The following is a 19,601-nucleotide window of genomic DNA, read 5'->3' on the forward strand; positions in this document are numbered from 1 at the left end:
TGCGAGCCGTGCCGAAAGGCGCGGCTTTCGTGTTTCTGTTGGTCGGAAACCAAACGGAAGCAATCGGAACACCGTGGCAAGCCGGATACGACTAAGCGTTGGAATCAGTTTGTATCTTTCGCCTGTGGTGGGCATCGTCACCGAACAGCGGTTTGAGTTGGTGCCCGGGCATTCGATCTTTCAACCCTTTCACATCTTCGCCAGAGTGCTCAATTTGAGGTCATCCAGAATGGCGTAAATTGCTGGCAGCACGAACAGCACGACGAGGCTGGCGCTGAGCAGGCCAAACACCAGACTGGAAACCAACGGAATCAGAATCTGCGCTTGCAGGCTGGTTTCCGTCAGGATCGGCAAAAGCCCTGCGGTGGTCGTGGTGGTGGTCAGAAAGATCGCCCTGAACCGCGCCCGCGCAGCCAGCGCGGCCGCTTGCGACACGTTTGCAGTGCCTTCGTGTTCGTGTTTGATGAAATCTACCAGCAGGATCGAGTTGTTGACCACAACCCCGGCCAGCGCGACGAAACCCAACATGCTGGGCATCGAGAAATCCAGTCCCATCGCCATATGGCCAAAGATCGCGCCAGGCAATGACAGTGGAATAACCAGCATCACCACGATCGGTTCAACATAGGATCGGAACAGGAAGCTGAGCAGCAGGAACACGCCCAGAAGTCCGATTACGAACCCTTTGAGCATGGATTGCTGCGTTTTGCCCGCCTCGGCGTTCTGACCTTCGACGTCAAGTGTGACGGTTGGGTGGCGTTGCAGAAGGCCCGGTACGAACCGGGTCATCGTATCACCGACAATGGCGCTCGCGTTTGCTGTGCGGGTGTCGATTGAGCCTTGCACGGTCACGCTGCGCACGCCGTCTTCGCGGTTGATCCGGCTGTATCCCTGACCGATCTCGACATCAGCCACGACCGTCAGCGGCACGTAAGAACCATCGGCACGGGTCACGTTGAAACCGTCAAACACATCACGGCTGCCGCGTTCTCGTGCGCCGAATTGGGCGGTGACCTCAACCAAGCTGCCTTCGATCTGCATTTCGCTGATCGTGCTGCCAAGATAGGCCGCCCTAAGCTGGTCTGCGACCATCGCCGCAGTGATCCCCATTGGTCCGGCAGCATCCTTCAGCGTGATGCGCATTTCACGCTTGCCCGGACGCAGGTCATCCAGGATCGAGGTCACGCCCTGATATTGCCACAGCCAGTCCTGCAGTTCGACCGATGCCGCCTTAAGCGCCTCCAGATCATCGCCTTTCAGGTGCAGGTCAATCGCGATCCCGGCGGGGCCGATGGTGCTTTCGGCATATTTCAAACTGATCACATCGGGCACGGGTCCGACGGTGTCGCGCCAAAGCTCCATGATTTCATCCGGTGTGCTGACCCGGTCAGCGGAGGGCAGAAGATCAACGCTGAGCGTGACTACATGCGCGCCAGTTTCAAATGCGTCCCGATTCAGGCCGTAAAAGACGGAAGTATGGCGGATCAGGGTCGCGCTTTCGGGTTGTTCGGGTGTCAGGGTGGTGTTCACCTCGTCCAGACCGTCCTGCAACTGGGATATGACTTGTTCGGTGCGTGACAGGGGTGTGCCTTGCGGCAGCAGAACCCGCGCGACAATTGTATCGCCATCCAGTTCGGGGAAGGCGGTGAATTTCAGATACCCGCCAGCCAACATGCTTGCCGAAATCAACAGCACCGACAGGCTAAGACCCGCGACGACATACCGCCAACGGATGCACAGATCGACAAGCGGCCCGACAAGGCGGTCGCGGGTCCAGTCCACCGCGCTTTCAACGCGCGCCCGGATGCCGGTGTCGTGGGTGGACACCTCGAGGCTGTGTATCAGGTGGTGGGGCAGGATCAGAAACGCCTCGACCAGAGATACCATCAGGACGAACAGCATCACCACCGGCACGACCCGCAGCACCGCGCCCAGATCGCCAGACAGAAACGCGAGCGAGCCGAAGATCATCGCGGTTGTGCCAAACGAGGCAAGCACGTTGGGGAACACCTGCGTTGCGCCTTCGACGGCGGCATCCAGCGCGCTTCGGCCCTTTTCGCGCAGGCGGGCGATGTTTTCGGCAATGACAATGGCGTCGTCCATCAGCAGCCCGATTACGATCAACAGGCCCAGTGTTGTCATCAGGTTCAGCGAATAGCCGATCAATCCCATCAACGCGACGCCACCCATGAACGACACCGGCAGTCCCATCGCGACCCAGAACGAAAACCGGAAACCGAAGAACAGCCACAGCACAAGGAACACAAGCGCCAGCCCTTGCAGCCCGTTGACCACCACCAATGTCAGCCTGTCACGCACGACCGAAACGCCGTCGGCGGTGATCGCAAGCGTCACGCCGGGCGGGGCCTGCGCGCGTTCAGCGTCAAGAAACGCCTTCAACGCGTCCATGGTGCGCAGGCTGTCATCCGCGCGGGTCTTGGTGATGTCTAGGATCGCGGCAGGTCGGCCATCGAACAAGATCACGTCATCGTCCAGCGCAAACCCTTCCGAAATATCGGCGATATCACCCAGCCGGACCTGTCCGCCTTGCGCGGAGGAGCGAACGATCAAAGCAGCCAAAGTGCTGGTGTCGCGCCGTTCTTCGGCAACGCGCACCAGAAGGGTCTCATTGGTCGCCTCTATACTACCGGCGGGCAGGTCCAAACTTCCTGCCTGAATGGCGCGCGCGATGTCCGCGACCGAGACTCCGAATTTCTGCAGGTCGCCAGGGTGCAGGTCGATTTGCAATTCGCGGGTGGAAAAGCCGCGGATGTCGACCTTGGGAATACCGCCCCAACGCAACATGCCGGTGCGAACCTGTTCGGCGTAGTCCTTCAGATCCGTGCGCATCTCTGGCCCGGTGATGGCGACTGAGGCGACGAAATCGGTCAGGCCCAGAGGTCTGACCGTGGCGGCCTCGGCCCGATCAGGGAAATCGGTGATTGCGTCAACTTCTGACTTCACGTCCGCGACAAAGGCTTGGAAGTCGTCGCCTTCGCGCATCTTCACCACGGCACGCGCAGAGTTTTCGCGCGCTTCACAAGACTGCCGGTCGATGCCCGTTACAGCGTTCATCGCGTTTTCAATTCGCTCGCAAATGGCGGTCTCGACTTCCTCTGGGCGGGCGCCGGGATAGGGCACGCTGATCTCGACCTCGCTTGGGGTGGCGCGGGGGAAGGTTTCGCGCAGCAGCGTGGGGCTGACGAACAGACCAGCCGCTAGGAACAGGATCATCAGAAGGTTGGCGATGGTCGGGTGCGCCGCGAAGAAACGGATCATTGTGCTGCGTCCTCGACCATCAAGCGGTTCATCAATTCGGTGTCCGGGTGCAGGTCCAACAATGCGCCTTCGATCACAGGATTAGGAGGGCTGAGGACAATCTGGCTGCCTTCGCCAATTTCATCGCCCAACATGGCGATCGCGCCTTGCACCAGTTGCGGCGTGACCGGAACGATGCGCAGCCGGTTGTCGGCCTCGGCAAGAAAAATCTGCCCGTCGCGCAAAGCACTGCGCGGCACGACGATGCCGGAAACTGGCTCGGAGCTGAGCACGACATCCACAAACATGCCCTTGGTCAGGGGCGGACGGTTGCCGTTGCCGGACTGACCATAGGCGTTGTTCACCTGTACCACCACGCCGACAGTGCCGGTTTTGGGGTCAATGCCGTCACTGATACGGTCAACCTGGGCAGGCCAGGTCACGACCTCGTCGCCCAGTCGCAATCGCACCAGCGCGTTCAAGCCCAATTCATGCAGCGTTTCGGTCATCCTTGACGGGTCCAACGGCAACGTTGCCGTGCCGCGTTGGCCAGACCGCACAAGGGTGCGAAAGCTGTCCATCGACACCTGAACGACGACTTCGGCCTGATCAACTCCGTCAAGCGTGGCGGCGGCTTGACCGGCTTTTAGAAATTGCCCGACCTCAACCGAATGGGTGGCCACCCGCGCAATGAATGGCACCGTCATTTCGCTGCGTACAAGGTTCCGTTGCGCGGTGGCAAGGTTTGTTCGATAGAGCGCGATCTGTTCGGTCTGCACCGCACGCTGGGTCGGTAGCAGCGCAAGCGTGCCGTCGATGCCTTGCACCTTTTGACGCTGCGCCAGATGCGCTGACCGTGCAGCGTCGCGGGCGGTTTGCGTTATGGTGCCTGCGGTGAACAATTTATCGGCCCGGGCCAGATCGGCTGCCTTTACGGCCAGCGCTTCACGCTCGATCTCTAGGGCGGCGCGTTGGTTCGCCTCGGATATGTCCAGTTCAGCCAAGCGCGCTTCGGCGGCGCGAATGTTGGCATTGGCTTGTGCGATGGCAAGGTTGAAATCTGTCGGTGACAGCCGCAGCAACACCGAACCTGCGGGCAATATCTGCCCGTCACGCAACGCGGGGTTTACATAGTCGACGGTGCCGCCAACCTCGGCGATGGCTTGAAATGTGCGGGCGGGCGCAACAACACCAAAACCGACAAGCGTAGGGGCAATTTGCCGGGTTTCGGCGGCAACCACACGCACCGCGCTGGCGCGTTCGGCAAGCTCTATTCGTTCCGGCGGGGCCTTGTTTGATATCACGTAGGCCAGAATAGCTGCGCCGATCAAAGCAATGGGAAGGGTGATCAGGGCCAATTTCAAACCGGTTTTCATGGCTGGCTTCCTTCGGGTTCAAACAGCGATAATTGGAGGTCAAGAAGGCGTGTTCCTTCTTGCACAAGGGGGGTTGGGTCGCGTGTCACGATCAGGCGCAATACCAAGCTTTGGATTATTCCGACCAGCAAGGTCACACCGTCTTCGGTGCGCAAATCGGGGCGAAGCTTCCCCGCCGTGCGCAGTTTTTCGAGGCAGAGCGCCAATGCGTTGCGTAAACTGCTCATCGCCGCCTGAATGCGACGGCGAGTATCCGTCAGCCTGCCGGTCGGATCACGGGTCACCATAATTTCCGGCAGGGCCGGGAATTCTGTAACCAGATGCAGGTGGCGCAGAACCATGCCGCGAAGGGCTTCTAAAGGCGGCGTGTCTGGCAGGTTGCCCTGAGCAGTGTTTTCGGAAATCCGGGCGCACAGCGTTTCTGTGATGGCCTGCCAGATATCTTCTTTCTTAGGAAAGTGTTTGTAAATTGCCGGTTGCGTCAAACCAAGTCGCCCGGCGATCTTGCCGGTTGTCACGTGGTCAGGTCCGACTTCGAACGCCAAGTCCAAGGTCGCGGTCAGGATTTCGGCCTTGCGATCATCGGAGGATTTGCGGGCCTTCATGGCTGCTTGACCCCCCGGCGCATTACCAGCGCGATTGCTGTCCAGAACGAGAACCGGAGGGCCAAGGCACCGACGGTGCGCATCTCAAACGCGCTGCCGCTTAGTATGGCGAGGATGAACCCTAGGATGGCGATCGCGGTCGCTGCTGCGATCAATCCAGCAAGTCGGATTGCCCAGCCCTTGCCCAGCCACAAACCAACAGCCGCTGCAATGTATGCAAAGCCTGCCAGAAAGTTGAACCAGACGACGAAGCCGATGTAGTTGCCCGCCATATCCCGTGCCTCTGCAGGGCCAAAAAGCACGTTGCCGCCGGAAAAGACCGTCATCACGCCAAAGATCAGTGCCAAAACGGCAATTGGTTTTGACCAACGAAGTGGCGTGGATTGCTGTGGGGTTTGGGTGTTCATCGGGTGCCTCGCTTGCAAGGTTATAGTTCTATAACTACACGCGATGCCGTTGGGTTTCAATACCGAACTGGCGTAACTACCGGCAGAACTCTGTCGCCCCGTGGCCGACAGAGTTTCGCGCATCTCATGCGTCCGCTGCATTGGCTATTCGATTTGAGCATTTGCGCTTGTGGCCGACACAGGGCTAGCGTCGCCGTCACAAACACAGGGGAGTAATTCAATGACGAAATTTGTCAGAAGCCTGACGGCTGCGGCCGTCGTGGCGACAATGGCGTCGGCAGCATTTGCCGAGAATACCGTGCGCGTTGCCTATGACGCCGATCCGGTATCGCTGGATCCGCACGAACAGCTTTCGGGTGGCACGCTTCAATTGTCGCATATGGTCTTTGACCCGCTGGTGCGCTGGACGCAGGATCTTCAGTTCGAAGCACGCCTTGCTGAAAGCTGGGAGCAGATCGACGACACCACCATGCGTTTCAAGCTGAAAAGCGGTGTGAAGTTCCACAGCGGCAACATGCTGACCGCGAAAGACGTGGACTGGACCTTTGATCGTCTGAAGCAAAGTGACGACTTCAAAGGAATTTTTGCACAGTTCACCGATGTTGAAGTCATCGACGACATGACCTTCGACCTGAAAACATCCGAGCCTTATCCGTTGGTGCTGCACACCGCGACGTACATCTTCCCGATGGACAGCGCGTTTTACACAGGCGAAACCGATGATGGCAAAGACAAGGCTGAAATCGTCAAGCACGGTGACAGCTTCGCGTCGCGCAACGTGTCGGGCACTGGCCCCTACACCATCAGCGAACGTGAGCAGGGCGTGAAAGTCGTGTTCAACCGTTTTGCGGATTACTGGGACACCGACAGCAAAGGCAACGTGGACACAATCGTCCTGACCCCGATCAAAGAAGACCCGACCCGTGTAGCCGCGCTTCTGTCGGGCGACGTTGATTTCATCGCGCCGGTTCCGCCGACCGATCTGCAACGTGTGGCCGATGCCGAAGGCGTTGACCTGATCACCATGGCAGGCACCCGGATCATCACGTTTCAGATGAACCAGGATCGTGTCGAGGCGTTCAAGGATGCACGCGTTCGTCAGGCGATTGACTATGCCGTGAACAACGCCGGTATTGTTGACCGCATCATGCGTGGCTTCGGTACCGTTGGTGCGCAAGCAAGCCCTGCAGGCTATCTGGGCCACGACCCGGCTTTGACACCGCGTTTCGACGTGGAAAAAGCCAAGGCTCTGATGGCAGAGGCTGGTTATGCCGATGGCTTCTCGATCACCATGATGGCGCCGAACAACCGCTATGTGAACGACGACAAGATCGCACAGGCTGTTGCGTCGATGCTGGCACAGATCAACATCAAAGTTGACCTGCAAACCATGCCGAAAGCGCAATACTGGCCCGCGTTTGATGAACGTGCGGCTGATATGATGATGATCGGCTGGCATGCGGACACGGAAGATTCTGCAAACTTCCACCAGTTCCTGTCGGCTTGTCCTGATGAGGCGACTGGCAACGGTCAGTATAACTCGGGAGCTTACTGCAACGAGGAAGCTGATGCGCTGATGATCGCCACGAATACGGAAACCGACCAAGCAAAACGCGGCGAAATGCTGAAAAAGCTGGAAGGCATTCTGTATGAAGAGGCCGCCTTCATCCCGCTGCACTGGCAGAACCTGGCTTGGGGTTCAAAGGCTGGCATGAACACGGGTGAAATCGTGAACGCGCTGAACTTCCCCTATTTCGGTGACTTGGTCGTCGAATAAGGAAAACAGCAACCGGGCTGGTGCATGTCACTGGCCCGGTTTGCACTTTGGTTGCGCTTTGATTGCCTGAACGGCTTGTCTTCGGCTTGTCAGCCTGACCCGCGCGACACAACCTCTATCGAATAAGGTAGTTCTGATGTTTGCCTATCTCGTGAAGCGAGTTTTTCAGGCGATAGCGGTGATGTTCGTCATCTCGTTGATCGCGTTTGCCATCCAAGGCAATCTTGGCGACCCATTGCGTGAGCTGGTTGGTCAGTCGGTGTCAGAAGAGGTTCGCCAGCAGTTGCGCGACGAGTTGGGCCTGAATGACAGTTTTATGACCCAATACCTGCGCTTTGCCGGCAATGCGCTTCAGGGCGATCTGGGCACGTCCTACTTTTTCAAAGAGCCGGCGCTTGATGTGATCATGAAGAAACTGCCCGCCACGCTAGAGCTGGTGCTGGGCGCCACGATCATCATCATCGGCCTATCCATTCCGCTTGGCGTTTATACTGCGATCAAACCGGACTCGATCCTGAGCCGCATTATCATGGGCCTGTCGATCATCGGTATTTCGGTGCCCGTGTTCCTGACCGCCATCCTGATGATCTTTGTCTTTTCGGTCAATTACGGATGGTTCCCGTCTTTTGGGCGCGGTGACGTCGTGCATGTCTGGGGCTATTGGGAAACCAACTTTGCAACAGCCGATGGCTGGATGCACATCATTCTGCCGTCAATCGCGCTGGCGTCGATCATGTTGCCGTTGTTTGTGCGGCTGATCCGGGCCGAGATGATGGAAGTGCTGCAATCGGAATACGTGAAATACGCGGTCGCCAAAGGTATCAGACCGTGGCGCATCTATTTCGTGCACGCGCTGAAAAATACGCTTCTGCCGGTGATTACGGTGGGCGGTGTGCAAATCGGCACCATGGTGGCCTATACCATCCTGACCGAGACCGTGTTCCAGTGGCCGGGCATGGGCTTCATGTTCCTTGAAGCTGTGAACCGCGTCGACACCCCGCTGATCGTCGCCTATCTGATCGTGGTCGGCTTCATCTTCGTGGTGACCAACACAATCGTCGATCTGATCTATGGCTTGGTCAACCCGACCGTAAATCTGGCGAGGATGGGCGCATGAGTACCGAGACGATTTCCCCGAATATGGAACCCTCGCGTTGGTCAAAGATCGTGAATTCGAACATGGCCTACAGCTTTCGGCGCAACCCGGTGGCGATGGTCAGTATGGTCATATTCCTGTTGATCGCAGGCGCGGCCTTCCTGTCGCCGTTGATCGCGCCATACGACCCTTATGATCCCGCGCAGATTAACATCATGAATTCCGAATATCCGCCGGCGTGGATTGATGGCGCGTTGCCCGAGTTCGTTCTTGGCACAGATGATCAGGGCCGCGATCTGTGGTCCACGATCCTGTATGGCACGCGCCTTTCGTTGCTGATCGGTATCTGCGCCGTCGCGTTGCAGGCCTTCCTTGGTATCTCGATCGGCCTGATTGCAGGCTATATCGGCGGGCGCTTGGACAGCTTGCTGATGCGGATGGCAGACATTCAACTATCGTTCTCGACGTTGATGGTTGCGATTATCTTTCTGGCCGTCACGCAGGCGATGTTCGGGACGGAGGTGTTTAACAGATATGCGGTGTTCTTTCTGATTGCGGTGATCGGCGTGGCTGAATGGCCGCAATATGCACGGACCGTGCGGGCAACCGTGTTGGCTGAAAAGAAGAAAGAATATGTCGACAGCGCGCGCGTGCTGGGATTTGGCCCCGGACGGATCATGGTGCGCCACATCCTGCCAAATTCACTGTCGCCGATCTTCGTCATCTCGACGGTGCAGGTGGCCAACGCGATCATTTCGGAAGCCTCGCTTAGCTTTCTTGGCTTGGGTATGCCGCCCAGCCAACCGTCACTTGGGTCGCTGATCTCGTCCGGGTTCGACTATATCTTCTCGGGCAGCTGGTGGATCACCGTGATCCCCGGTGTTGTGCTGGTTGTTCTGGTGCTGGTGATTAACCTGCTGGGTGATTGGATGCGCGATGTCCTGAACCCGAAACTTTATAAGGGGTAACGCGATGTCATTGCTTTCCGTTCGCGACCTGACCGTCAAATTCGCCATGCGCGACGAAACCGTGACCGCCTTGAACGGCATCTCGTTCGATGTGGCCAAGGGGGAACGTCTGGGCATTGTTGGCGAAAGTGGCGCGGGTAAGTCAATCACCGGCTTTGCGTTGATGAAGCTGATCAGTCGCCCCGGCTATGTGGATCGCGGCGAGATCCTGCTTGACGGTGAAGACGTCGTCAAGATGAGCGACCAGCGCCTGCGCGAATTGCGCGGCGACAAGATGTCGATGATCTTTCAGGACCCAATGGTGACGCTGAACCCGGTTTTAACAATCGGCCAACAGATGGTCGAAACGCTGCTGGCGCATCGCAAGCTCAGCCGGGAAGAGGCGCGTCAGATCGCCATCGTGAAGCTGCGCGAGGTCTATATTAACTCTCCGGAAGAGCGTTTGGACCAATACCCCCATGAGCTGTCTGGCGGGATGCGCCAGCGGATTATCATCGCAATCGCGCTTCTGCTGGACCCGGAACTGATTATCGCGGACGAGCCGACGACGGCGTTGGATGTGACCATTCAGGCCGACATTATGGAACTGCTGTTGGAGTTGTGTCAGTCCAACAAGGTCGGCCTGATCCTGATCACCCATGACCTTGGCGTCGTCAGTCAGATGACCGAACGCACCTTGGTCATGTATGCAGGCCGCATCATTGAAGCCGGGCGAACCCGCGAGATTATTAACGACCCGCAGCACCCCTATACGCAAGGGCTGATCAACGCCTTGCCGCAACAGACCCTGCCGGGACACAAGCTGCGCCAAATTCCGGGCAACATGCCGTCGCTCACGAACATTCCGCCCGGATGCCCTTTCAATCCCCGGTGCGAATACGCAACCGACCTGTGCCGCACGCGGATACCCGAAATTGCCCAATACGGTGAGGTTCAGGTCGCTTGCCACGAGGTTCAACGGCTTCAGGCCGAAGGCGAGCGACAGGAGCAGAACGCATGAAAGACATGAATGTTCGGACCCCGCTGGTCGAAATCAAGGGGCTGGAAAAACAGTTCGACCTTGATCAGGGCTGGCTTGAAACGCTCAAGTTTCGGAACGGTCGCATCACCCGCGAAAAGCGCGCTGTGCATGCGGTTAATAACGTGACGCTGGATGTAAACCGGGGCGAGGCACTATGCGTCGTTGGTGAAAGCGGTTGCGGTAAATCCACCGTCGCGCGCTTGGTTGCGGGCTTGCTGACCCCGACCAGCGGCGAGATCCACTATGACGGATCGCGCATCGACGATTTGTCACGCGCCCAGATGCAGCCATTGCGCAATAGAATTCAGATGATCTTTCAGAACCCTTATGCGTCGCTAAACCCGCGCATGACCATTCGCCAAGCGTTGGAAGAACCTGTTCGCCACCACAACCCCTCGTTTTCGGCGGCAGAAGTGCGTGAAAAGGTGACCGAGGTGATGATGTCTGTGGGTGTCGATCCCACGTGGGCCAAGCGATACCCGCACGAATTTTCCGGCGGCCAGCGCCAACGGATCGCCATTGCGCGCGCGTTGACCGTGGACCCTGAGTTCATCATCGCGGACGAGCCGATCAGCGCGCTGGACGTCTCTATCCAGGCGCAGGTTCTGAACCTGATGCTGGAGGCCAAGGAAAGTCGCGGGCTGACCTATCTGTTCATCACCCATGATCTGAGCGTCGTTGAACATTTCGGCACACGGGTTGCGGTGCTGTATCTTGGATCGGTTTGTGAAGTCGCTGACACGGCCACCCTGTTTTCCAATCCAAAACACCCCTATACTCGGGCTTTGTTGTCCGCGGTGCCGCAGCTGAAGGACGATCGACCGAACCATATCCGCCTGAAAGGTGAGATACCGACGCCGATCAACATGCCGCAAGGTTGCCCCTTCCAAAGTCGCTGCGCGTTTGCGAATAACAGATGTGATAGTGAAAAGCCGAAAGCCATTCACCAGCCCGACGGCAGCCTCGTGGCGTGCCACGCAGTCGAGGAAAATCGGTTGGACGAAGGGTGACCGGCGCCTGATTTGGATCTGCGTCTTTGGATATTATCTGGCTCCGAGATTTTGAAGCATTGGTCGCGTACAAGAATTTTTCGCGCGCGGCGGAAGATCGCAATGTAAGCCAACCGGCTTTCTCGCGGCGCATTCGTGCGCTGGAGAATGAGATTGGCGTGCGTCTGATCAACCGCGAAATCCTGCCCTTGGCGCTGACGCCAGCGGGCGAGGTGTTTCTGTCGCAAGCCCGCATTATGTTGCGCACCTATGAAGCGACGATCGAACGGTGCCAGACCATTGATGCGGCCAGCGAGAATGTCATTCGCTTCGCCACGTCGCAATCGCTTTACATGACGCATTACAAGAACCTGATCGCGCCTCTGGTCAGCAAAGGTGGCGTGGATACGGATTTGAACTCGACCTCGTGGGCGGCGGATCAATTTGTCAGCGCGCTTCAGCAAAGCTATTGCGATGTCATCCTGACCTATTGGCACCCGTCGATGGATTTCCTTGGCCCGCTTGAGGTGGCGAACTTCGAACATCTGACGCTGTCGTCGGATCGCTTCATCCCGGTGTCCCGCACAAAGGCAGACGGAAAGGCCGAGTTTATTTTTAAGGCAGGCAGCAAGGATGCGATGCCGCTTTTGTCTTATGGGGCGGTGTCTGCATTACGCGCGGTACAGGACTTCGTAGTAGAAAAAGCCATCACGCCGCAAAAGATGCTGGTCGTGAACCAAAACGCATTGGCCAACAGTGTGAAAGCCATGATTCTTGAGGGTTTTGGCATTGGGTGGCTGCCGCTGAGCCTGTGCAAGACCGAGTTGGCCGACGGTCGGTTGGCCATTGTCGACGAAAGGCTTGCGACCGATCTTGAGGTGCGCATCTACCGTGACCCGAAGAACAGAAAGGGCACGCTGGACGGTTTGTGGACGCAATTGCTGGAAAATCAGCCGTCGCGCGTGCGGCCGCGACCGAGCACAGGCGCACCGCTGTAGCCGCATTGGTTAACAGAACTTTGCGCCGACGTTCGGGCGGGTTAGCCCCTCTCAACCCAGTATCCATAGGACTCTGACGATCCGTGACCGCCGTCGATCTGTTCGGCATGGCGGTGATCAACGTGCGAAACTGTCAGGAGCATATGATGACCAACCCCTTCGAAAACCGCTCGCTTTCCCTGCGTGGACCCGCAACCGATATGGCACCCGTCGCCCCCTCTGACGCCGTGGACCTTAGCAATGTAGCCGTCGCACTTTATGTCGAAACGGGCGGCGCGGTTGCGTTTGTCTCTGTTGGCGGGCACAGCCGGACGGTTATGGTGGGTGACAATGCGATTTTGCCTGTTGGGGTTAGCCGCGTGTTGGCAACCGGGACAACGGCCACCGGTATTCATGCCTTTGTGCTCGTCTAATGATGGGGCTGGGTTATGATATTCCGGCGCTTGCGATGCGCCGACCTGCGGGGTCCGCGCCGACCCCGTTTTCACCCTTGGCTTTGTCGCCGTCCGTCTTTTTCGACCCGTCGCAGACGGGCGGACTGTTTCAAGATGCGGCCGCCACATTGGCCGTAACTGCCGACAGCCAACCGGTCGGGCTTTGGCAGGATTTGTCCCCCAACGGCCATGATCTGTCGCAGGCGGTTAGCGCGGCACGACCGACGTATCGCACCGATGGCACCGCCCATTGGATCGAGGCCGACGGTGTCGATGATGGATTGCTGACCGCCGCTGTTTTTGACGTGAAGAACCCGGTCACGATGGTTCTGGGCTATCAGATGCTGTCGAATTCGGGCACGGCGCGTGTCAATATTGCTGAGATCAGCAAGACAAGCACGAACGGCATGTCGGTTGGCGTGCGGCCGAATATTGACCGCTTGCAGTATTACAGCCGCATGGCGCAGCAGGGGGTGTCGGCCACCAATGTTGCGTCGCCCTCAATCTGGGGAGATCACGAAAAGCACGTCGTGACGGTTCAAGCAGTCGCTGGGCATGTCACGGCGCGGTTGGACGGTGCGGTCGTTATCGACACCGCCCAGAATCTGACAACTCAGTCGGTCGCAGCGCAACCGCTTCGCGTTGGACTGGGCAAGGTGACAGGTAGTATTCCGGGCGCATTTCGCCTGTTTGGTTTGCAGGTTTGGGCAGCAGAGGCGGCACTACCCAATGCGACGCAGGTCTCGGATCTTGAAGCGTGGTTGGCGAGTCGGATGGGAGTGTCCATATGAGCATCCGTATCACCATTGCCTGCCCCGAAAACATGATTGCCGAGGCAAACCAATTCGCGTTGTGTATCGGCAGCACGCCCGCAGATGCCCAGACATTTGGCAGCGCGACATGGGAAGATGGGCAGGGCGAGCGTTACGCGTTGGCGTCCCTTCTTGCCGGGCCGCAGTTTGCGCAGACCGCCGCAGAACCGCTGCGCGCGCCGGACCATACCGAACACGCAGATGTCACGGCGGCGGCGTTTGCGCAATCCGCGCTGCGCATCTGGTCGCCGCTGTCACCGGGCAGTTTTCCCAGCCTTAGCGCTGACCGGTTGATCGCGGTTATCGGGCTTGACGCAGGGTTGGCGATACCATTGCTTGGCCTGTCCCCCGTGCCGATCGAAGATTAGATATCCAATCTCTGCCCGCTCATTTTGTGGGCAGAGAGACCACCCCATTTCATGTGGCGTTCGAATTGTTTTGCAGTTTATTCAAATCGTGATAACAACCTAGAGGTGATATAAAGAGGCAATTGCGCAACCATGAGGCATCTCATGTCTGATTTCGGCACGACTCCCGGCCAGATGAACGGTTTGGACCCAACGCAGGCAATGCCTCGCGTTTTTACGCCGGTCGGTTATGCCGTCGGAAAACGTGCCTTTGACATCCTTTTCTGCCTGCTTCTTCTTCCGATCCTGTGCGCAGTTGCGTTTTTCCTTTTGCTGGCAAACAGGGTTGTCAATCCGGGACCGATCTTGTTCATGCAACCCCGGATGGGTCGAAACTGTGCCCCATTCATGGCGTATAAATTTCGCACAATGACGCCATCGGCCCGGATGCGGCGTGCGAATGATCCGCTGGAACAAGAGCGGATCACCTGTCTGGGCGCGACTTTGCGACAAAGCCGCCTTGACGAACTTCCCCAGATTATCAACGTCCTGCGTGGAGAGATGAGCCTGATCGGCCCACGCCCCGACTGCTACGACCACGCGATTACTTTTCTGCGCGATATTCCCGGCTACAGGGATCGTCATGCCGTTCTGCCGGGTATCAGCGGCTTTGCGCAGACCGAAATCGGCTATGCCGAAGGTACCGCCGCCACGGTCAAAAAGGTCGAGGCTGACTTGCATTACATCGCCAATCGCAGCCTGCGTTTTGAGGCTTGGATCTTCTGGCGCACGCTGGTGACCGTCATCGGACGCGCTGGGCGATAGCGGGGCAAGCAACCATGGTCACATATTTTTCGAGGGTCTTTGAATGAACATACGGCACGGGTTTTCCGGCCCTTACGGCTCTGCTGCGCAGAACAGGCTTGCGCCTGCAAAGGATCTGGATCTTTTGCACATTGGGCGGGTACTCTGGCGGGGTCGCGCGACGATCGTTGCGCTGGGCATGGTTGGTCTGCTGCTGGGTGCAATTTACAGTTTTGGCATTGCCCGGCCCAAATATGCAGCGACGGCTTTGCTTGTGTTGCAACAGCCACGCGACCCGATAATGGACCGGAACAGCGATATACAGGCATTGTCGTCCGATCTGTCAGACATGAATACCGAACTGCACATCATCCGGTCACGAGGTTTGGTTCGGGGGTTGGTTGAGCAACTTGACCTGACACGTGATGCGGAGTTCAACCCGGCGCTGCGGTCGGGCATGGGTTTTCTGCCCAACGCGAGCAACGGACCCTTGGCTGCGGCGGACACAGACGCCGATGAGCGGGTGTTGCGTAATGTCCAGAACGCAATCTCGGCGCGGGTCCAGCGGAACACGCGCATTTTTTCGATTTCTGCAACCTCGGAAGATCGAAACAAGGCCGCGCAAATGGCCAATGCACTCGCCGCGCTTTACCTTCAGGATCAGGTGGAAACCAAGTTTTCTGCGGCCGAGGACGCGGTCACGTGGCTGTCTGATCGCGTGGGTGTGTTGCAGCAAGAGCTGGCGGCGCGTGAAGAAGCTGTTGCGGCGATGAGTGCGCGAATGGCTCTGACCTCGGTCGAGGGGCTGGCGATCGCGAACGCCAGATTGAAAGATGCGCGTGCGCGATTGAATGGTTTGCAACGCAACGCGGCTATGGATCAGGTCAAGGGGCAGAGCAACACGACGCAGCAGCGGCTGGAATTGCAAAAGGCGGCGCTACAACGCTCGATCATCGAATTGGAAAGCGCTGTCGCGGCGCAGGGGGCCGATCTGACTCAATTGCAACAGCTTGAGCGCGAAGCGCAGGCGACGCGCGTTCTGTATGAAACGCTTCTATCGCGCCTGAAAGAAGCCAGCGCGCTTGGCGGGCTGCAACAGGCAGATGCGCGCGTGCTGTCGGCGGCGTCAGTGGGAACGTATCAGTCACTCCAGAAAGGGTTGATCATGCTTCTGTCGATGCTGGCCGGTATGTTTGCGGCAGGCATCTATGTTTTGTCAAAGCAGTTCCTCCATGCTGGATTTCGCACGGCAGACGAGTTGGAGCAGGCCACAGGCAAGCCCGTATTGGGCCAAATCCCCGTCATTCCTGTCGAAGATCGCAGCGAATTGGTGCCGTTTTTGGCCGATCACCCGACCGCTGCTGTGGTTGAGGCTGTTCGCAACCTACGTACCTCGCTTTTAATGTCGAACATTGACCAGCCGCCGCAAGTAATTCTGACAGCCTCGGCTATGCCGGGCGAGGGGAAGACCACGCAGGCTGTCGCGCTTGCGCAGAACCTAGCCGGGCTGGGCAAACGCGTTCTGCTGATCGAAGGTGACATTCGTCGTCGCACTCTGACGCAATATGTTGCGGACGCGCCCGAACGCGGGATCGTTTCCGTTTTGGCAGGCGATTTGTCTTTGTCAGACGGCGCGCACCACGTTCCCGCATTGGGCGCAGATGTTTTGTTGGGGGAAGTCACGCAAACCAGCGCGGCAGACATCTTTGCCTCGCGCCGGTTTGAAGAGCTGATGAAAGAAGCCCGCGCGGCCTATGACATGATTGTCATAGATAGCCCGCCGGTGCTTGTGGTGCCGGACGCACGGGTGATCGCCCGTCATGCGGATGCGATTATCTTCATGGTGGCATGGGACAAGACGACCCGCCGACAGGTTGGCGAAGGGTTGAGGCAGTTCCAAATGGCAAATTGCGCGGTCACCGGGCTGGTGTTGTCGCAGGTCAGGCCGGGCGAAATGGCGCGCTATGGATATGGAGACGCCAACCCGGTCTATGCTGGGTTTGGCGACGGCTATTATGGTGCAACCTAAGGCACGCCGCTATCGCCATTGACCGACTTGTTGATCAAGATCGGGAAGGCCTGTTCGAGGGCGCGCGACCACTTGGTGATCGGTTGTTCTTCGATGAACACAATGTCGTTGGGGCGCATCTGCATCCGGGTGGCCAGCGTGATATTTATGACGTTGGTGGCATCCAGATGCCAGGCCGTGACCTTGGTTTCATCCGCGCCAGTGCCGGGGCGAATGACATAGATCTGCGCCGGGTCACCGGTTTTTGTATCAAACCCGCCTTCATCATAAAGCACATCCGCAAGGCTGGCTTGTCGCCCATAGGGCAGTGCCACGCGACCCTGCTGCGCGACCTCGCCAGCCAAATAGACATAGTCGCGTTTCTCTGCGCCCAGCTCGCGGCGGGCGGCAAAATTTGTGCGTTGCTCGTCCAGTGCGTCGCGGTTTACGGACATTTCCGCTTCAAGTTCCGAGATTGCCTGAAGGCGCGCACCGCGTTTCAGGCCAATCGCAGCGATTTGCATTTCGTAAGAGGCCATCGCTCGGTCCAAGTTATAGTTTTCGTCAACATAGATTGCGTCACCCGGCAGCAGGGTTAGGTTGCGGGCTTTGGCATCTGATCGAAGGGTCGCGGCGGGCAGCTGATAAAGCGTTCCATCGCGATACAGCCGAACCGCCGTTGTATCCACGTCGCTGGCCGTGACGCCCCCCGCATGGGCCAGTGCGTCGCCAAGGCGCAGTGGTTTCAGGGTGATGGGCGCAAGGCCCGCCCGCGCGACTTTGCCACCAATCGCGACATGCTGTGAATTGAACTCGGTGATTTCCAAGCTGAAGGCCGGGTCGACATTCTTGGCGACAAGGGCTTGGAACAGAGCGTCCTCGGCGTCCTCCAGCGTCTTTCCGGCGACCGCGACTTGCCCGATGTCTGGTAGAGCGATCATGCCATTGTCACGCACGGTAAACCCTTTCCGTTGGGTCTGCGAGGTCAGAAGCCCGCCGAGCTCCTCAATCGTGCTGGCCGCCCCTTTGGTGACCAGCATTACGACATCCCCGACGCCGATTTGATATCGGGGCGGGGCCACCTGTGCGGGCAGCTTGGTGGTGATCTTTTGGCGCGATTGGTCAGGGCTGGCTGGCATGTCCGGTAACGCCCCCGCGCCGCGCAGGCCCGACCCGCTGGCAATTGAATGAAACGCATCGGGCAAGTCCAAAGGGCTATAGGGTGCGCGGTTCGCCTGCTTTACCGAGCTTGCGGTGATTGGCACCACCTTCACGTCCAGCCCAGCCGCTTGGCTTTGCACAGTAGGGCTGTGATAGGTCACGCCGCAGCCCGACATAAGTAGGCTTGTGCCAAGAAAAAGTGCGCGCAATCCGCTGTGGTGCATAATGTCCTCCGTCCGTCTGATCGGTGGATCAGAGCATTTGGTTAATACATATCAAAATTGCAAATAATCAACATTAAAAACCCTTAGGTTGTATGTGAGAAATGTACGGTAGACCCATAGTGTTGCCAATTTGCGGCGTGATGAGTGTTGCAAGGTTTGCGGCTAAGCGCGCAAGCGGATCGCTGGTTGTGCTGTCGACTGGGTCAAGCCCGGCGTCAGGTCAGAAATGGCGGCCAAGTAGGCGTCGACCACGATCGACTGGTCGTATTCGCGCTGCATCTTGTCCCGCCCAGCGCGCCCCATGGCGGTGCGGGCATCGGTGGGCATGTTCGCGAAATCCTCCATCGTTTGGCGAAGGCTTTCGACATCGCGCGCTTTGCACAACAGGCCCGAAACACCGTCATTCACCACATGCCGACAGCCCGGCACATCGGTGGCGATCAGGGGGCGGGCCATGCTTGCGGCTTCCAGCAATGTGCGGGGCGCACCTTCGCGGTAGGACGGCAGCACCACGCAATCTGCCTGCGTAATGAACGGGCGCACGTCGGTGTGCTCGCTAAGATGCTCGATGATGCCGTCCTTGACCCAGCGATCCAGATCAGCGGCCCCAAGAGCCGACCGGTTTGCTGCCCCAACCGGGCCAAGAATCTGAAACCGCACATTATCGCGCCGGGCCCGCATTTGTTGCGCGGCTAGGACATATTCCGCCACGCCCTTATCGCGCAAGAGGCGCGAGATCATCAGAAAAACGGTGTCTTGACTGGCGGGCAGTGGCGTCGGTGCAAAATGGATCAGATCAACACCAGAGCCCGGCAGAAGGCGTGGTTGATCAGCCGTTATCAGCCGTCGTTTCAGAAACAGATCGCGGTCGTCTGGGTTTTGAAAAAATAAGATTGGCAGGTCCCGGAACGCAAACCGATACAAAGTTTCCACCACCAGTCTAAGCGTCCCGCCCGACAGAAACCCGGTTCCAAGGCCCGAGATGTTAGGCAGAAACGGGATTCCCAGACGTTTTGCTGCGACCGCGCCGAAGATGTTGTTTTTCACCGTGTAGCTTAGGATCACATCCGGCCGCAGCGTTGAGAAATGGCGCGCAAACCGGCCCACCAATTTGGCATCTTGGCGCGGCGACAGACCTTGCACGTCTATTTGCAGATCAGTCACATCGCATCCCATGGCGCGCAGCGCCTCGGTGGATTTGTCCAGCGGGGCCAGAACGGTGACGTGGTGGCCTTGGCGTAACAACGCCTCGATAATTGGGCGACGGAAATTCAGGGCGTTCCACGCGGCGTTGACGGTTAGAAGAACTCTCATAG

At 58.2% G+C, this 19,601-nt stretch carries 17 protein-coding genes; 11 read left to right on the forward strand and 6 right to left on the reverse strand.

What is annotated here, in order from left to right:
• Window positions 1-189: 189 nt before the first annotated feature.
• The 4 genes from MUY35_RS06160 to MUY35_RS06175 are packed head-to-tail and all read right to left on the reverse strand — an operon-like array spanning window position 190 to window position 5,646.
• The gene (locus MUY35_RS06160; RefSeq protein ID WP_248364796.1) at window positions 190-3,279 is read right to left on the reverse strand and encodes an efflux RND transporter permease subunit; all 3,090 of its coding nucleotides are present in this window, start codon (window positions 3,277-3,279) and stop codon (window positions 190-192) included.
• Complete coding sequence (locus MUY35_RS06165) at window positions 3,276-4,634, reverse strand: hypothetical protein (protein WP_248364797.1); 1,359 nt, start codon at window positions 4,632-4,634, stop codon at window positions 3,276-3,278. The genes MUY35_RS06160 and MUY35_RS06165 overlap by 4 nt, the downstream gene beginning before the upstream one ends.
• Window positions 4,631-5,239 (reverse strand): TetR/AcrR family transcriptional regulator, encoded by a 609-nt coding sequence (locus tag MUY35_RS06170; protein WP_248364798.1) that lies wholly within the window; start codon window positions 5,237-5,239, stop codon window positions 4,631-4,633. Before MUY35_RS06170 ends, MUY35_RS06165 begins: the two co-directional genes overlap by 4 nt.
• Complete coding sequence (locus tag MUY35_RS06175) at window positions 5,236-5,646, reverse strand: hypothetical protein (protein ID WP_248364799.1); 411 nt, start codon at window positions 5,644-5,646, stop codon at window positions 5,236-5,238. Before MUY35_RS06175 ends, MUY35_RS06170 begins: the two co-directional genes overlap by 4 nt.
• Before the next feature lie 220 nt (window positions 5,647-5,866).
• On the opposite strand from MUY35_RS06175, the gene MUY35_RS06180 reads away from it, so the two are divergent.
• The 11 genes from MUY35_RS06180 to MUY35_RS06230 all read left to right on the forward strand — a co-directional run bounded on the left by MUY35_RS06180 (window position 5,867) and on the right by MUY35_RS06230 (window position 16,921).
• A complete protein-coding gene (locus tag MUY35_RS06180) occupies window positions 5,867-7,423 on the forward strand; it encodes an ABC transporter substrate-binding protein (RefSeq protein ID WP_248364800.1) in 1,557 nt (518 codons plus the stop codon).
• A gap of 136 nt (window positions 7,424-7,559) precedes the next feature.
• Window positions 7,560-8,540, forward strand: coding sequence for an ABC transporter permease (locus MUY35_RS06185; protein ID WP_248364801.1), 981 nt, complete (start codon window positions 7,560-7,562; stop codon window positions 8,538-8,540).
• The gene (locus MUY35_RS06190) at window positions 8,537-9,487 is read left to right on the forward strand and encodes an ABC transporter permease (protein ID WP_248364802.1); all 951 of its coding nucleotides are present in this window, start codon (window positions 8,537-8,539) and stop codon (window positions 9,485-9,487) included. The genes MUY35_RS06185 and MUY35_RS06190 overlap by 4 nt, the downstream gene beginning before the upstream one ends.
• A 4-nt stretch (window positions 9,488-9,491) precedes the next feature.
• A complete protein-coding gene (locus tag MUY35_RS06195) occupies window positions 9,492-10,487 on the forward strand; it encodes an ABC transporter ATP-binding protein (RefSeq protein WP_248364803.1) in 996 nt (331 codons plus the stop codon).
• Window positions 10,484-11,518: an oligopeptide/dipeptide ABC transporter ATP-binding protein gene (locus MUY35_RS06200; RefSeq protein ID WP_248364804.1), complete on the forward strand. Its 1,035-nt coding sequence runs from the start codon at window positions 10,484-10,486 to the stop codon at window positions 11,516-11,518. The genes MUY35_RS06195 and MUY35_RS06200 overlap by 4 nt, the downstream gene beginning before the upstream one ends.
• A 26-nt stretch (window positions 11,519-11,544) precedes the next feature.
• Window positions 11,545-12,495, forward strand: a complete 951-nt coding sequence (locus MUY35_RS06205) for a LysR family transcriptional regulator (protein WP_248364805.1) — start codon at window positions 11,545-11,547, stop codon at window positions 12,493-12,495.
• 83 nt (window positions 12,496-12,578) lie between these two features.
• Entirely contained in the window at window positions 12,579-12,908 is a 330-nt protein-coding gene (locus tag MUY35_RS06210; RefSeq protein ID WP_248364806.1) for a hypothetical protein, read from the forward strand.
• A gap of 35 nt (window positions 12,909-12,943) precedes the next feature.
• Window positions 12,944-13,720: a hypothetical protein gene (locus MUY35_RS06215; RefSeq protein ID WP_248364807.1), complete on the forward strand. Its 777-nt coding sequence runs from the start codon at window positions 12,944-12,946 to the stop codon at window positions 13,718-13,720.
• Complete coding sequence (locus MUY35_RS06220; protein ID WP_248364809.1) at window positions 13,717-14,109, forward strand: hypothetical protein; 393 nt, start codon at window positions 13,717-13,719, stop codon at window positions 14,107-14,109. The genes MUY35_RS06215 and MUY35_RS06220 overlap by 4 nt, the downstream gene beginning before the upstream one ends.
• 144 nt (window positions 14,110-14,253) lie before the next feature.
• The gene (locus MUY35_RS06225) at window positions 14,254-14,913 is read left to right on the forward strand and encodes a sugar transferase (RefSeq protein WP_248364811.1); all 660 of its coding nucleotides are present in this window, start codon (window positions 14,254-14,256) and stop codon (window positions 14,911-14,913) included.
• Between the two features lie 43 nt (window positions 14,914-14,956).
• Window positions 14,957-16,921 (forward strand): AAA family ATPase, encoded by a 1,965-nt coding sequence (locus MUY35_RS06230; RefSeq protein WP_248364813.1) that lies wholly within the window; start codon window positions 14,957-14,959, stop codon window positions 16,919-16,921.
• Here the strand turns inward: MUY35_RS06230 and MUY35_RS06235 are convergent.
• Complete coding sequence (locus MUY35_RS06235) at window positions 16,918-18,285, reverse strand: polysaccharide biosynthesis/export family protein (RefSeq protein ID WP_248364815.1); 1,368 nt, start codon at window positions 18,283-18,285, stop codon at window positions 16,918-16,920. The genes MUY35_RS06230 and MUY35_RS06235 overlap by 4 nt on opposite strands.
• A gap of 162 nt (window positions 18,286-18,447) precedes the next feature.
• Window positions 18,448-19,599 (reverse strand): glycosyltransferase family 4 protein, encoded by a 1,152-nt coding sequence (locus MUY35_RS06240; protein ID WP_248364817.1) that lies wholly within the window; start codon window positions 19,597-19,599, stop codon window positions 18,448-18,450.
• Window positions 19,600-19,601: the final 2 nt, after the last annotated feature.

Origin of the sequence: Aliiroseovarius sp. S1339, from assembly GCF_023195695.1 — a bacterium.
Lineage (GTDB): Bacteria > Pseudomonadota > Alphaproteobacteria > Rhodobacterales > Rhodobacteraceae > Aliiroseovarius.